The sequence below is a fragment of the Pusillimonas sp. NJUB218 genome (assembly GCF_003788685.1).
Lineage (GTDB): Bacteria > Pseudomonadota > Gammaproteobacteria > Burkholderiales > Burkholderiaceae_B > Neopusillimonas.
Genome location: NZ_NQMK01000007.1, coordinates 31,000 through 44,540, shown reverse-complemented (window position 1 = coordinate 44,540; position 13,541 = coordinate 31,000). Strand labels below are relative to the sequence as shown.

General features: G+C 53.2%; 14 protein-coding genes. 12 read left to right on the top strand and 2 right to left on the bottom strand.

From position 1 onward, the window contains the following. Positions 1-49 precede the first annotated feature (49 nt). The 7 genes from CHR62_RS15990 to CHR62_RS10025 all read left to right on the top strand — a co-directional run bounded on the left by CHR62_RS15990 (position 50) and on the right by CHR62_RS10025 (position 6,226). Positions 50-271 (top strand): AlpA family phage regulatory protein, encoded by a 222-nt coding sequence (locus CHR62_RS15990; RefSeq protein ID WP_199722926.1) that lies wholly within the window; start codon positions 50-52, stop codon positions 269-271. A 163-nt stretch (positions 272-434) separates the two neighbouring features. Next, the gene (locus CHR62_RS10045; RefSeq protein ID WP_123660854.1) at positions 435-1,385 is read left to right on the top strand and encodes a toprim domain-containing protein; all 951 of its coding nucleotides are present in this window, start codon (positions 435-437) and stop codon (positions 1,383-1,385) included. Further along, positions 1,382-3,157, top strand: a complete 1,776-nt coding sequence (locus CHR62_RS10040) for a DUF927 domain-containing protein (protein WP_123660853.1) — start codon at positions 1,382-1,384, stop codon at positions 3,155-3,157. Before CHR62_RS10045 ends, CHR62_RS10040 begins: the two co-directional genes overlap by 4 nt. Positions 3,158-3,433: 276 nt before the next feature. Continuing rightward, positions 3,434-3,961: a hypothetical protein gene (locus CHR62_RS10035; protein WP_123660852.1), complete on the top strand. Its 528-nt coding sequence runs from the start codon at positions 3,434-3,436 to the stop codon at positions 3,959-3,961. 280 nt (positions 3,962-4,241) lie between these two features. Then, complete coding sequence (locus CHR62_RS10030; RefSeq protein ID WP_123660851.1) at positions 4,242-4,481, top strand: hypothetical protein; 240 nt, start codon at positions 4,242-4,244, stop codon at positions 4,479-4,481. A gap of 442 nt (positions 4,482-4,923) precedes the next feature. Further along, positions 4,924-5,184 (top strand): hypothetical protein, encoded by a 261-nt coding sequence (locus tag CHR62_RS15565; RefSeq protein ID WP_148062191.1) that lies wholly within the window; start codon positions 4,924-4,926, stop codon positions 5,182-5,184. Next, positions 5,174-6,226, top strand: a complete 1,053-nt coding sequence (locus CHR62_RS10025) for an LPO_1073/Vpar_1526 family protein (protein WP_123660850.1) — start codon at positions 5,174-5,176, stop codon at positions 6,224-6,226. The genes CHR62_RS15565 and CHR62_RS10025 overlap by 11 nt, the downstream gene beginning before the upstream one ends. A gap of 211 nt (positions 6,227-6,437) precedes the next feature. Here the strand turns inward: CHR62_RS10025 and CHR62_RS10020 are convergent, their stop codons facing one another. Together CHR62_RS10020 and CHR62_RS10015 are read right to left on the bottom strand one after the other, a co-directional pair. Beyond that, positions 6,438-7,334 (bottom strand): HEPN domain-containing protein, encoded by an 897-nt coding sequence (locus tag CHR62_RS10020; RefSeq protein WP_123660849.1) that lies wholly within the window; start codon positions 7,332-7,334, stop codon positions 6,438-6,440. Positions 7,335-7,630: 296 nt separating this feature from the next. Then, complete coding sequence (locus CHR62_RS10015; protein ID WP_123660848.1) at positions 7,631-8,407, bottom strand: hypothetical protein; 777 nt, start codon at positions 8,405-8,407, stop codon at positions 7,631-7,633. Positions 8,408-8,485: 78 nt separating this feature from the next. Between CHR62_RS10015 and CHR62_RS10010 the strand changes: the two genes are divergently transcribed. The 5 genes from CHR62_RS10010 to CHR62_RS09990 all read left to right on the top strand — a co-directional run bounded on the left by CHR62_RS10010 (position 8,486) and on the right by CHR62_RS09990 (position 13,537). Continuing rightward, a complete protein-coding gene (locus tag CHR62_RS10010; protein WP_123660847.1) occupies positions 8,486-8,755 on the top strand; it encodes a helix-turn-helix domain-containing protein in 270 nt (89 codons plus the stop codon). A gap of 349 nt (positions 8,756-9,104) precedes the next feature. Then, complete coding sequence (locus CHR62_RS10005; protein ID WP_123660846.1) at positions 9,105-9,968, top strand: SLBB domain-containing protein; 864 nt, start codon at positions 9,105-9,107, stop codon at positions 9,966-9,968. Positions 9,969-9,986: 18 nt separating this feature from the next. Then, entirely contained in the window at positions 9,987-10,649 is a 663-nt protein-coding gene (locus CHR62_RS10000) for an SGNH/GDSL hydrolase family protein (RefSeq protein ID WP_123660845.1), read from the top strand. Positions 10,650-10,676: 27 nt separating this feature from the next. After that, positions 10,677-12,113, top strand: coding sequence for a mannose-1-phosphate guanylyltransferase/mannose-6-phosphate isomerase (locus CHR62_RS09995; protein WP_123660844.1), 1,437 nt, complete (start codon positions 10,677-10,679; stop codon positions 12,111-12,113). A gap of 11 nt (positions 12,114-12,124) precedes the next feature. After that, entirely contained in the window at positions 12,125-13,537 is a 1,413-nt protein-coding gene (locus CHR62_RS09990; protein WP_123660843.1) for an undecaprenyl-phosphate glucose phosphotransferase, read from the top strand. Positions 13,538-13,541: the final 4 nt, after the last annotated feature.

Here is a 13,541-nt window from a genome sequence, read left to right as displayed (position 1 = left end):
TCCTTGAGACTCATGCTATGCCCATGTTTAATTCCCAAAGGGGTACATCGTGGCAAAGCAAACTCCACAAGCCGACGACCGGCTAATCACTGACAAAGAAGTAGCCCACCTGCTGGGCGCTTCCCGTTCCTGGCCTTGGAAGCTGGTGCAGACGGGTAAATTTCCCGCACCCATAAAACTATCAGCACGCTGCACACGCTGGCGACTTTCTGCTGTTCGTGAGTGGATGGCTGACCCGCAAGGATGGCAGGAAGCGAACGCGGAGGGCTGAACATGCAGAGACGAAAAACTCTCACGGTTGGAGGCTACGTTGGGCGGCGTGGCTTCAACCCTAAAAGCACAGCAACGGCGGTGCGATATGTCCGCATTTTGGCTTTGCTGGCGACGATCAAAGCAAGCGCATTGACAGCGCACGACGCGTCAGAGGGGATGCAATGATTAAAGACCTGCATCAACTCGAAAGCGCCTTGCTTGCTGGCGGCCTAATCCCTGACTCCATCACGGCGGGCAGTCTGCAACGCTGCAAGGCCGAAGGTGACAAAGGCAGCAAGCGTAGCGGCGCGTACCGCCTGTTTGATGATGACGTGCCGACCTGCATTTGGTGGAACTGGAAAACATCGGCCACGGGCGTTTGGGTATCGAATGACCGTCCCCTGTCTGATGTTGACCGCAACCGGCACAGGCTGCTTATGAGACAGGCCAAGCGAGAGCGGCAGCAAGAGCAGATGGCGCAATGGGCTAATAACCGCCAGTACCTTACCCGTCTTTGGGATAGCGCTAAGCCGATGACAGCCTCGTGTGCTGCTGGTGTCTACCTGGAACGGCGCGGCCTTATGGTTCCTAATTCCGATGCGCTGCGATTCATGCCGAAGCTGGATTACTGGCACGGCGCAATACTGATAGATCAGTTTCCGGCCATGCTTGCGGCGGTAACCGATAGCTCGGGGGTGCTGGTGAATGTTCACCGTACATACCTGACCCTCGACGGCCATAAAGCCAACGTGCCTACGGTCAAGAAGCTATGTAAGTCTGCTGGGCGAATGGCGGGCGCGTCTATAAAGATAGGGCAGCAAGTGGAGCGACCTGATGGGCGGCTGGGCCTAGGCGTGGCCGAAGGCATAGAAACTGCGGTTGCTGCAACCCTCTTAGGTGGAGTGCCTGTCTGGCCTTGCGTATCGGCGCATGGCCTTGCGTCATTTGAGCCGCCCCCTGGCATACATCACCTATATATTTTTGCCGACAACGACGAAAACCAAACCGGGCAGAAGGCAGCGGCCGACTTGGGCAAGCGGGCGGCACGTATGGGGTTGTCGGTGCGGATACTGACACCGGATGCAGTAGGCGACTGGAACGACGAATTGATTGCACGGAGGGCTGCGGTATGAGCGAGGTGCAAGTAATCGAGTTGGATATAGATGACGCGGCCAAACCCATAGACCCATTCCCGGCAGAAAACGAGCGCCCATGCTGGCGCTGTTATGACGACTGGGTAGACCGCAAAGGCAAGAAGCTCAAACCCGGCGTGTATTACCACAGCATCAGGGAAAATTCCGATTCGCCCCCGACCATTATCGACGACTGGCACTGTGGCCCCCTTCATGTGGTAGCACTGACCGCCAATCAGGAGGATGGCGACCATGGGCGGCTGCTGAAGTACCGAAATGTTAACGGCAATTGGAAGTATTGGGCCATGCCAATGCAAATGCTGGCGGGGGATGGCATGGAAGTGTTGGCGGTGCTGATGGCCGAAGGGCTTGCAATAGACCGAAAGCGCAAGGCGCGACTCCTGGACTACATCAATGCGCAGCTTCCCAACGAACGCCTACGGGCTGCCAATACAACCGGCTGGCATGGCAGCGTGTTTGTTTTGCCTGATGCGATCTTTGGCGGGGATGATATTTGGTATCAGGCAACCGAGCGTACAGCCCCCTATGGCGTGGCTGGAACAATGGAAGGCTGGCAGGCTAATGTAGCGGCGCGGGCGGTGGGCAATCCCATGCTGACGCTGGGCATATCGGCGGCGTTTGCGGGCGTTCTGCTGGAAAAGCTCAATATCGATGGGGGCGGCCTGCACCTGTTTGGTGATTCCAGCGCTGGCAAGACCACTATTCTTATGGCGGCTATATCGGTTTGGGGCGGGCCTTCGTTTCGTCGGACATGGCGTACCACAAGCAACGGCCTGGAGGGTGCGGCCAAGATGCACACCGGCACCATGCTTGCCTTGGACGAGGTGGGCGAGGTAAACCCCAAAGACCTATACGAATCGGCCTATGCCCTGGTTAACGGCCATGGCAAGACGCGTGCCAATGTAAGAGGCGAGGCACGGCAGGTTTCACGCTGGCGTGTGTTTGTCCTGTCCACCGGCGAAGTAACCATTGCATCGAGGATGGCGGCAGGCGGGTATGAAGCTAAGGCAGGCCAAGCCTTGCGCCTGCAGGACGTACCCATTACCGGCATCTATGGCGCATGGGATGAACTGCATGGCTTTGCATCGGGGGCGGCCCTGTCTGACGCCATACGCGACGGCGCAACCCAGCACTACGGCCAAGCAGGACGGGCTTTTGTGGCGGCGCTGATAAAGCACTTTGCTGATGGGCTGGAGCTATCGGGTAGACTTGAAGCGATCATAAATAAGTTTGGGGCAGCCGACGGGCAGGAAACCCGGGGGGCGCGAGTCTTTGCTTTGTGTGCCTTGGCGGGCGAGTTGGCAACGGGGGCGGGCATAGTTCCATGGCAGTCGGGGCATGCCGCCAATGCTGCGATGCGGGCGTTTACCTTATGGCGCGATCAGCGAGCTACAGGCGGGCGCAATGCCGAGGACGTGGCGATACTGCGGGCGATCAACGACTTTATCGACAAGTACGGCGATAGCCGGTTTTCAGGCATCGCCAAAGACGATGCGATGCGACCTGTTATCAATCGGGCGGGCTACGTGGACAAATCTGGGGCGTCTACCGTCTACCTGTTTACTTCTGGTGGGCTGCGAGAAGCCACGACAGGGTACGACATAAAGCGGGTGATTAAGGCATTGGATAGTGTGGGTGCATTTGCACAGAAGGGGGCGAACGGCAAAACGGCGCTTTCGACTCGGACACCGGACGGTAGGACGCCACGGCTTTATCATATTTACCCCGATAAGCTGGGTGAAGGCGGCTAGAAATGATAAATGCGTACCTTGACTCTAAAAAACTTGGTGCCACAGGTGCCGCAGGTGCCATAGCCTTCTGTGGCGTGTCTTACAGTGTGGCACCATGCGTAAACCGAGGTGCCACAAGTGCCACAAAACACGGCTTGCATGGTTCGTTTGTGGCACCTGTGGCACCATCGAAAACAGTAGGTGCCACACGCAAAACCGCATGGCTATTGACTGCGGCACCGGTGGCGCTTGTGGCACCACAAAAAACAAGGCAGGAAGTTGAAAATCGGGGCTGCCATGAGTGAGGTGGCTATTCTGGCGGCGCTAGATGGCTGGTTAGGTGGTTGGGAAGCGCCCCCGGCCTACCTTAAAAAACCTAATATTGTGCAAAGCCCCCAAGAGCAGGTTGGCACGGAAGCACGCACCGATACGACGGGGTTCAATCTGGTGGCTACCAGCCCGGCTACCACAGTATCCGCCCCCGATGGTAGGCCAGCCCTGCGAAAAAAACAGGCGAAAAATTGGGAAGGCTACGCCTGGACGGATAACGAGGCCGAACTGTGCGCGGCGAGGGCGCTGGCGTTCATGGCAAAAGGTATACCGGCACAGTCCGCCGATAGACTGGCTTGCCGCCTCATGCGGCGCGACCGCCACTTAGACGACCGGCGAAGCTGTGCTGAGTGCCTCAGCTTCTACGCTGGTCATTGCCGCCAACGCATTACACCAATCGGCGAAACATGCATATATACCTTGCACCGATGTGTGGGTTTCAAGGATGAGATGGACGGTTTCGCAAAGCACTCTGATGCAAAGGAGAGTGTTTGAAATGTGGCCCCTCAAATTACTTGGAAATGAAAAGGGCAGTGAAACAAATCATCCGTTCGATCAGGGGGCTTGTCTGTTAGCTGGCCGTTGGACACTACTAAGGGAACATGAACGCATGGAAGGATTTGGTGCTGGCTCAATCCATACCTATACCGTTGACTTATGACTCGGGCCAGTTCGACGATCGTATACGTGACTTATATACAGCGCATTCAGCTTCTTACATTGACGAAGCGCTACGCGCCCTTTATGGGGACAGACTCACAGGACGGGCTCAATTATGTCAACTAATGATAACGCTCGGCGGCTGGCGGCATATCGGAGGCGGCTTGAAGATGCTGGTTTCAAGCGTGTCAGTGCCTATGTATCGAGTGACCTGATTATCTATGTACAAAGCCAGAAGGAGCGTGGCGAATGTATGGGGCGCACGCTTGAGCGGCTTTTGCTGGGTACTGCCAAGGTTCGTCCTACATATTACTCCGACGAAGAAATTGCGCAAAGGGAAGCTCGACGGGAGTAATGAGCCAAGCAGCGTGCCCAAGCTCGCAAACTGACTCAAGTAGAACACTGGCCCTCCGCAGGGCCAGGCTAGCGGGTAAAGCCATAAACTATGGAACGCAAAAGCCTGTTGCGTAAACCAGAGTTTTCAAAGCAGTACGTGTGCGCGTGCGCACGATGGAGGAAGCGAATCGAGGCAACAGACAACAAGGGGTCGATGGCAAGCTTTATGTGTATTAACTTAGGCTTGATCTGACATACACTGTCTGATCAAGTCACAACTGAGCGCATGACAGCCGCTTTCGGCCAGAAGCGGAAATTGAGTTTGTGTTCAAGTTTTGTAGGTACCTAAATATGCGAAAGCAGATAATGCGCAATGACTATGCCTAGTCTAAACTAGTAGACGAATAGAAATAGCCTGTAACGTACCGTCCATTTAATTTAGACATCCAGGAGAATCGTTAGTGCTTTTCATAAAGGTATTGTCGGCAGTAGCGCTTTCCGGATCGATCGCCTGGTGTATCGCGGAGCCCGACTATGAGCCCGCAATAGCAATGATCACTTCACTCTCGGCCCTAGTAACGGCTTTCCTTGTTGAGGGGAAACGAACAAAACGGGAAGCGCAGAAGCAGGTCGTCTCCCATAATGGCTTTGGCATCCAAGCCGGCGGCAACGTGACAACTGGCGACATCAGGACTGAGCAAGGGACAAAAGATGCTCAATAAAAATCAAGATCAAACCGTAGCAAGCGGGGGGGCCGCAATCCAAGCAGCGGGGGATGTCACGATCGTCAACACCGGGATCTCGACTGCCGAGGCAAGAGCAATCGCTCTAGATGTCGCAAAGGCTACTTTCTACGAACTGTCAGGTCTGGCGAGAGACATTGCAAGCTCACGAGTTGAAGAAATAACCAATCGGGTGATTGAGAAGCTTGAGAAAGAGAACCCGAGCGGACTCCAGAAAGCGAAGGATCCAGACTTTCAATATTCGCTTCTGACAGTTCAGAAGGAGTTTGCAAGAACTGGCGATACGGATCTGGGGGACCTTCTCGTTGATCTGCTAGTTGATCGCAGCAAGCAAGATCAGAGAACTATCCTTCAAATCGTACTAAATGAGTCTCTCGCAACTGCCCCTAAACTGACCGATGGGCAGTTATCAGCCCTAGCATTAATCTTCCTTTTCCGGTACACGCAGAACTATCAGGTCGGAAATCACAAACTATTCGGTGAGTATTTGGATAAGCATGTCTTCCCCCATTCAGCGAGGCTTCCGAAGAGTGCGGCTAGCTACCAGCACCTTGAATTCGCTGGTTGCGGTACTGCTCTAGTTGGTGGCCCGCTCGAAGAGACTCTTGGAAAGCGTTACGGAGGCCTCTTCCTCAAAGGATTCGAGAAGGCAGAACTTACCAGCCGAGGCATATCCGTAGGGCTTGACTCTAGGTTCGTCATTCCATGCCTAACGGATCCTTCGAAGTTGCAGAATAACGCGATGAATAGACAGACCATCGAGAAACAAATCGAGGAGAAGCAACTGAGTGCGGACGATGGTGCCAAGCTTCTAACTCTTTTCGATGAATCCAAACTGAACGACATTCAAGTGAAGGAGAAGGTCATACAGATTCGGCCGTTCATGAAAGAGGTGTTTGACGCTTGGGTTAACACTCCAATGCAAAGCTTCACATTGACTAGCGTGGGTATAGCTATTGGGCACGCGAATATCAAGCGCTTCGCTAGGGAGTTTACGGAATTGGAAGTCTGGATCAACTGACGCCTAGCCCTTCCTTCAAACGGTGGTCTATCGGCTCCTTGAAGGAGGGTTGTTACCTTCTCAACGAACCCTGAGACTGACTGCTCCGGGTCGATTTCGGCCATGTGCCTATAGCTAAAATCGGCCACATTCAGACGGTCGAACAATAGATAGCTGGTTTGCTGGAAAGCAGACTTTCGTGTCTTCCGGTCTGGCAGATACTCGGCTCTTGTCAGCTGATGAATAGCAGTTCTTCAAGCTTTTCCTTATTGGGAACCAACTTAAGCTCAATCATCCGGATAATTGCCATGCGCAACAGCTCATAGGTCTTCACCAAGTCTTCGTCCACGTGCTTTGGAGAACCGTGCGCTGCAGCAGAACGCAGGTTATAGAGCTTGACAATTTCCTTTTGCTTCTCCAAACGAGCGAGTCCGCGTGGCTTGAGGAAAGCTGCCAGTTGGGATGAGACTCGGAAGACAAGTTCCGCTTTGTGAGGAGCGAAGATGGCCTCTAGAGCTCCCCAAATAGACACGAGCATCATGGCCGTGTTGGGGATGCATTGGGCATTGTCAAAAGTATCCAGAGCTAGGTTGAACTCTGCACTCGAACTGCGAAGTTCAAGGGCGTTATTCCAGTTTTCGACAACCCAGTCGATGCTCTCGATGACCTTGTCGCCATTTATGAGGCCTATGTTGACGTGTCGTTCTCGCTGGGCATAGAGCATGGCGGCCAACTCTCCGCCCTTGTCCTTACCAGCTCTTTCCTTCAACTTTGCGATTGACCCTTGCGTAAACGCCTGCAGTGCGATCTGCGGATCTACCCAGAGACGAAACAAAGAGATGATTGTGTGACCGACAATAAGATTCGATAAACGTGGATGAATGTACTCCTTGGGAATAAAGAGCTCGGCCAGGATGTCGACACCACGCTTGTGCGATACGGCTTGCCATGGGCCTGGATGGAATGATGTGGGGGTGGCTGGTCGCTCAAAGGCCAGAATGTCAGTCGCGAAAAGATGAGCGAACGTTGTGCGCAATTGGATGCCATGCCCAAATTCAATTACCCGGTCACCCAGGTCAATGCCAGAGATACCTAAGCAAATATCAGTCCGGACAGGCTTTTCATCCATTTGGTGTTTTCTCCACTTGTGTTTTCTGGGTTCTAATTTTCGCGTCAAGTTCGAACATTAGCGTTACCGCTGCGGATCAATGCTGTAACTGACTGCTTTGGGTCGAGGCTGTGTGAAAACGCATCAAGCACTGGCACCGGCAAAAAACCGACCTCTTAGATCGCTCCGCATGCGATTTTCTTGCTATAGGTAATGGTAAGAAGACCCCTGAATTTTGTAGTTGCCTGAGTTTTCACACAGCCTCGGTCGTTTCCTGCCTGACAGTATCTGTCAGATCAAGCACAGATTTATACACTTTATGAGCGACCCAATCCAAAACCAACCCAATCTTGCTCACACTCCCACCTGACATACTTCGGGTAATCCTGAGAAGATAGTTCTTTTAGTGGGATTTTGTAGCGCGCATTGATTATGCTCATAACAATTAAGCGCTGTCTTGCCGAACCATTCGATTTTTCAATGTACTCCCCAGCTAGTCGATGCACAATCTGTTTGTCGACCCCACTCCGATAACCTGAATCAATAGTTTCCGCTATATCAGTTGCCCATTGCTCGCAGGTTATATCAGCATCTGCCGCTTTCGTTTTTGCATTTGTTGGTATGGGAGGTTCATTGACAGCGCGGGTTGAGTCAGGAGCTAGTGTTGCCTGCTGTTCGATTGGTTTATCTGTCCACCCAAGCTTCATCATGCAACCTTTCATAATTGCATCTTGAGCTCGTCTGGCTCTTATCGCAGCACCAAGTGCTACGCCTTGCGCAAACCCTGATGAAAAAGATGCACCCGGACTGGGTGTGACATAACCCGAATAGTTGGTGGTCTGAACGCCATCTTGACCGTATGAAGTAAACGTTCCAGAAATGCTGTAGCTTTGTTTGGTGGGCGCGTAAACGCGAACGTCAGGCATTGGTGCAGCACCATGGGCGACCTGCATGCAATAACCTTCATCAATTGCCTTTTGATTAGCCATCAGCTCTGTATCACCGGAAGCGTAATTGCGGTTGTACCACTGGGTGTTTGCACATCCAGCAAGCAACATAACAATGGATACACAGACTGCCATTCTTTTTGCCATGCCAGCACCAATTGAGATTTAAAAACAGTAGAGTTACGTACTGTAGTATATAAAGCGGTAGTGCGCCACTCTACGCGCATGAGCACGAAGACAGTTAACACTCCGGATACGGCACGCGCCAGAATTGCCGTAAATTTGAGACGGCTACGTACCGAGCGAGGGTTGAGCCAAGAACGTATGGCCGAGTTGGCGGATTTCCATCGCACCTATGTTTCTCAACTTGAGCGCTGCGTGACCAACATCAGTATCGATGGTTTGGAGCGTATTGCTCATGCGTTGGGTATTGATGTCGTTGAGTTACTTGTCCCGGCGTTGGAGGACGGGGATAAGTTGAGTGACAAAAACTAAGGCAAGGAGTTGTTGTTGGAACGACAAGCTCTGGACTGTGGATAAGTGCTCAGTGCTTTAATTTTGACGGTAGTTTTGACGGTATGAGTGTTTTTGTTTTTCTGTAGATTGTTTATTCATGAGGCTTTTTGTCTTTGATGTGACTCCCCCTCTGCCGCCAAGAATATATAAGCCCTTGAGTTCTCTCGAACTCAAGGGCTTTTTGTTAGCGCGGCGTATTTGAACGTTGAACGCAGGGATGTAGCTGATTGTAAAAAGATTTCATTTTTGACGCCGTCTTACATGGAAACTGTTATTTCAAGTTGTGGCAAGTTAGAATTCCGTTACTATTAGTTGTTCGGAGAAACGAGTGTCTGCTCTCAAGAGTTTCCTGATGTTTGGGCTGGCGTTATTTGTTGCGTTTGCGCATAACGTTGGTATGGCGCAAGCAATTGCGGGAAACACGCCCGATATGGCCGTCGGTCAGGTGCGAGGTGCTGCAGTTAATGTCGTTGGCCCCGGAGACGCATTGCGCATTGTGGTGCTGGGTCACCCAGACCTAACCACAGACGTCACTGTAACCGCCAGTGGGCAAATTACGGTGCCTTTTCTAGGGAGCCTGGATGTGAACAACCAGGCGCCGGCCGACATTGCCCAGCGCGTCGCCAATGGCATGCGTAAGGGAGGCTATCTGCGCGACCCGCAGGTTGTCGTCGAGGTCGTTCAGGTGCGTAGCCGCCTTGCGTCTATTTATGGCGAGGTCCAACGTCCTGGGCGTTACCCCATCGAGGGCAATTTGTCGTTGCTCGAATTGCTGTCTTTGGCGGGCGGTGTTAAAGCGGGGGCCGATGACAAGGCCGTGTTAATGCGTCGTGAAGGCACATTGGGGCAGCCGCGTGAGCAGCTCGAGGTTACCGTGGGCAACCGCGTGGTGCCCTCGCAAGACGTGCAAGATATCGAGTTACAGCCTGGTGATGTTGTTTTTGTGCCTCTGGCGCCCCGCTTTTACATATACGGCGAAGTGGGGCAACCGGGTGCGTATCCGGTTGAAGATGGGTTAAACATCATGCGCGCTATTGCCTTGGCCGGGGGGCTTAATGCGCGTGCCTCTGAAAACCGAATACTCATACGTCGGGTGGATCCAATCACTGGGCAAATGCGCGATATACCCGTGGAATTGGCTGATGCCGTGTTGCCGGGTGATGTTGTTTACGTTAATGAGCGATGGTTCTGATTTAAGGGGCTGTACTTTATGTCTGCAGCGGCAACGTTGGCCGGTCTTAGTTTTTTAGTGCTTGGCGAAAGCCACATGATCTATGAACTGCGTGACAACTTGTATAACGACTTAGCCGCTCAAGGTGCGACTAAAACCCACATTGTGGGTGCCTGTGGGGCGAGCGCCATCGATTGGATCAAGCCGAAGGTTGTCGATTGTGGCGCTGTGAAAAAGGGTGAGGCCGCCGCAACCGTAACAGGTCCCGGCACGCAGACCCAGGCGATCGGTCAATTGATTGCCGCAGACAAGCCCGATGTGGTTGTGGTGGTTATTGGCGACACCATGGGGTCTTATGATAACCCCGCTTTTCCCAAAGCTTGGGCATGGCAGGGGGTCAGTAGTCTTGTTAAGGCCATTGCGGCGACAAAGACGCCCTGTGTATGGGTGGGGCCGGCCTACGGAAAGGCCGGAGGCAAATACAACAAACAAGATGATCGGGTCGAACGCGCTGCGCGGTTCTTGTCCAGCGCCGTAAGTCCTTGCACGTACGTTGATTCCCTGAAATTCGCCAAGCCGGGGCAATGGCGCACATTTGACGGTCAGCATTTTACTCCTGACGGTTACGCGGCCTGGAGCAAGGCCATTGTCGGAGAGTTGGGCGGTTTGCCTCAAATCCAAAAGCTGCGGGAAAGTAAGTAACAATGTTGTTAACTTGACGGGGGAGTCATGGTAGATGCCCAGGCGCTTGAATTACGCGCCGTCTTGCTAGTGGGCGGTTCCGGGACGCGGCTTTGGCCGATGTCTCGCGCGATTTACCCGAAGCAGTTTTTGCCCATACTTGATGGGCACTCGCCCCTTGAGCAAACCTTTAGGCGTTTGGCCGGCTTGACGTCAGCGCAGCCCATTGCCGTCGCCAACGAAGAGCATCGCTTTATCGTTGCTGAACAGTTACGGCAGGTCGGGTATCCAGATGATGGCACTATTTTGCTAGAACCTGCGGGGCGCAATACAGCGCCCGCAGTTGCATTGGCGGCCTTGTTGGCCACGCGGGATGAAAGTGATGCCGTGTTGCTGGTTTTGCCTTCTGATCACGTTGTGCGCGACCCCGAGGCGTTTACTCGGGTAGTGAGTGCAGGGTTGCCGGCGGCCGCTGCCGGAAAGTTTGTGACGTTTGGTGTTAAGCCTCAGTATCCGGAAACGGGCTATGGCTACATTCAAATTGATCCAACCCCCGATGCTTCCGATGAGCTCGTATTTGCTGTGCAGCAGTTTACCGAAAAGCCCGATGCGGCTCGGGCTGCGCAATTTCTGCAGCAAGGAAATTATTACTGGAACAGCGGCATGTTTTTGTTTCGTGCCAGTTCCTACTTACAGGCGCTCGAACAGTTTCGTCCGGATATCCTGAGTGCTTGTCGTCAGGCGATGTCTGATCTTAGCAACGATGGGGACTTCACTCGAATCAATGCTTCGGCGTTTCAGTCCTGCCCGTCCGACTCTATTGACTATGCCATCATGGAACGTATTCCTGATGCCGCTATGGTCGAGCTTGATGCGGGCTGGTCCGATATCGGGTCTTGGGAAGCCTTGCATCAGCTGAGCGAGAAAGATGCCGATGGCAATGTCTTGATGGGCGATGTTCTGGCGACTTCTTGCAGCAATGTTTATGCCAGCGGCAGCGATCGTTTGCTGGCGTTGCTTGGCCTTCAGAATTTGGTTGTCGTTGACACTCCAGATGCGGTTTTGGTGGCGGCGCGGGATCAGGTGCAGAACGTACGCGATATCGTCACGATATTAAAAGCGCAAGGGCGATCCGAGGCTGTGTCGCCGCATCGGGTGCTGCGGCCTTGGGGCTATTACGAATCCGTCGATTTCGGCGAGCGGTTTCAGGTCAAACGCATCACTGTGCATCCGGGTGGGCGTTTGTCCATGCAGTTGCATCATCATCGCGCCGAGCATTGGATTGTTGTCAGAGGCACAGCGCAAGTAACTCGAGGCGAAGAGACGTTTTTACTTGGCGAGAATCAGTCGGCCTATATCCCCCTGGGTATTCGGCACCGGCTGGAGAATCCCGGTTCCATTCCTCTTGAGGTCATCGAAGTACAGTCAGGGTCCTATCTCGGAGAGGATGATATTGTCCGCTTCGACGATGCTTACGGGCGCTAATCGGAGCATGTATGTTTCAACCTGAAAAGTTAGGCCGTAACAACCATGGTTTTTTGGTGGCGGCTGGACTGTTGTCCGCAGCCGTGAACGGTGGCATTGCCGGATTACTGATCGAACGTCACGATGTCCTTGGCGATGGTACGGGTCTCATTGCGGTTTGGGTGTTGGCTATTACCGCATTCATGGCGTTTTACATGTTTCACCTGATGATCAGCGCCCGTAGCATGGCATGGATGCTACGGCAGGCTGCGGTGCGCTGGTTGCGCATTCTGCTAGTGGCCATGATTCTCGTTTTTTTCGTATTGCATAACCAAGTTCCCGACAGTCTCGCTCGTACGTTGTTGCTCGAGTGGGCTGGCTATAGCTTACCGTTACAGTGCATTATGTTGGCGGGCTTGCGGATGCTTGTATGGCGGGTAAATACGGCGCCAACGAACCGGCGCAAAGCGATTTTCGTTGGCTTGGGCCCAGAGGCTTACAAGCTTGCTCACCGGTTGATACGATCCCCCATCTTGGGGATGGAAATTGTTGGCTATTATGCCGCGCAGCCTGTGCCTTCAGGTTTGTATCCCGAGAGCGTGCAGTTGCCTTATCTGGGCGGCTATAACGATGCCATTGCGCATATCGAGAAGAATGAATTTTCGGTGGTTTTCGTCGCCATGCGAGAGCATGAACGCCCCGAAATGACGACTTTGATGGATAAGCTTTATGACTCGACAAGCGCCATCTATTTCATGCCTGAACCCCGGTTGTCAGAAGGTTTTTCTGTGCAGGGTGCAGAAATTGCAGGTGTTTCGTTGTTGGCGCTTCATGAAACCCCGATGGTAGGCGCATCACGCTACATAAAAAGGGTAACGGATGTTGTGCTGGCCAGCTTGGCGCTGTTGGTGCTGTCTCCGGTGATGTTGCTGGCGGCATTGGCCATCAAGCTTGATAGCCCAGGTCCTGTTCTTTATCGGCAGAAAAGATATGGCGAAGGCGCACGACCCATAATGGTTTATAAGTTCCGTTCGATGCGTGCCGATGCGCACCAAGATGGCTTGCTGATGCAAGCCCGCAAGGGCGATGACCGCGTGACACGGGTAGGGCGTTTCTTGCGTCGCACCTCGATCGATGAACTGCCGCAGTTGTTGAATGTATTGCAGGGGTCGATGAGTTTGGTGGGTCCGCGTCCCCATGCAGAGTCACACAACGAGTTTTATCGACAGAAAATTCGCGGTTATATGCTGCGCCATACGGTGAAGCCTGGCATCACGGGCTGGGCTCAGGTCAATGGCTTACGAGGGGAGACCGACACCCTTGACAAGATGGAGCGCCGGGTGCAGTACGACCGCTATTACATTACGCATTGGTCGCTCTGGATGGATATAAAAATATTGTTTCGAACCGCGCTGATGATATTTTGGGATCGTAACGCCTATTAATTTA

What these genes read in the sequence shown, in the direction of transcription:
- CHR62_RS10015 (WP_123660848.1), bottom strand. Translation starts at nt 8,407, where the DNA reads ATGGCAAAAAGAATGGCAGTCTGTGTATCCATTGTTATGTTGCTTGCT.
- CHR62_RS10045 (WP_123660854.1), top strand. Translation starts at nt 435, where the DNA reads ATGATTAAAGACCTGCATCAACTCGAAAGCGCCTTGCTTGCTGGCGGC.
- CHR62_RS10035 (WP_123660852.1), top strand. Translation starts at nt 3,434, where the DNA reads ATGAGTGAGGTGGCTATTCTGGCGGCGCTAGATGGCTGGTTAGGTGGT.
- CHR62_RS09990 (WP_123660843.1), top strand. Translation starts at nt 12,125, where the DNA reads ATGTTTCAACCTGAAAAGTTAGGCCGTAACAACCATGGTTTTTTGGTG.
- CHR62_RS10000 (WP_123660845.1), top strand. Translation starts at nt 9,987, where the DNA reads ATGTCTGCAGCGGCAACGTTGGCCGGTCTTAGTTTTTTAGTGCTTGGC.
- CHR62_RS10025 (WP_123660850.1), top strand. Translation starts at nt 5,174, where the DNA reads ATGCTCAATAAAAATCAAGATCAAACCGTAGCAAGCGGGGGGGCCGCA.
- CHR62_RS10020 (WP_123660849.1), bottom strand. Translation starts at nt 7,334, where the DNA reads ATGGATGAAAAGCCTGTCCGGACTGATATTTGCTTAGGTATCTCTGGC.
- CHR62_RS10030 (WP_123660851.1), top strand. Translation starts at nt 4,242, where the DNA reads ATGTCAACTAATGATAACGCTCGGCGGCTGGCGGCATATCGGAGGCGG.
- CHR62_RS09995 (WP_123660844.1), top strand. Translation starts at nt 10,677, where the DNA reads ATGGTAGATGCCCAGGCGCTTGAATTACGCGCCGTCTTGCTAGTGGGC.
- CHR62_RS10040 (WP_123660853.1), top strand. Translation starts at nt 1,382, where the DNA reads ATGAGCGAGGTGCAAGTAATCGAGTTGGATATAGATGACGCGGCCAAA.
- CHR62_RS10010 (WP_123660847.1), top strand. Translation starts at nt 8,486, where the DNA reads ATGAGCACGAAGACAGTTAACACTCCGGATACGGCACGCGCCAGAATT.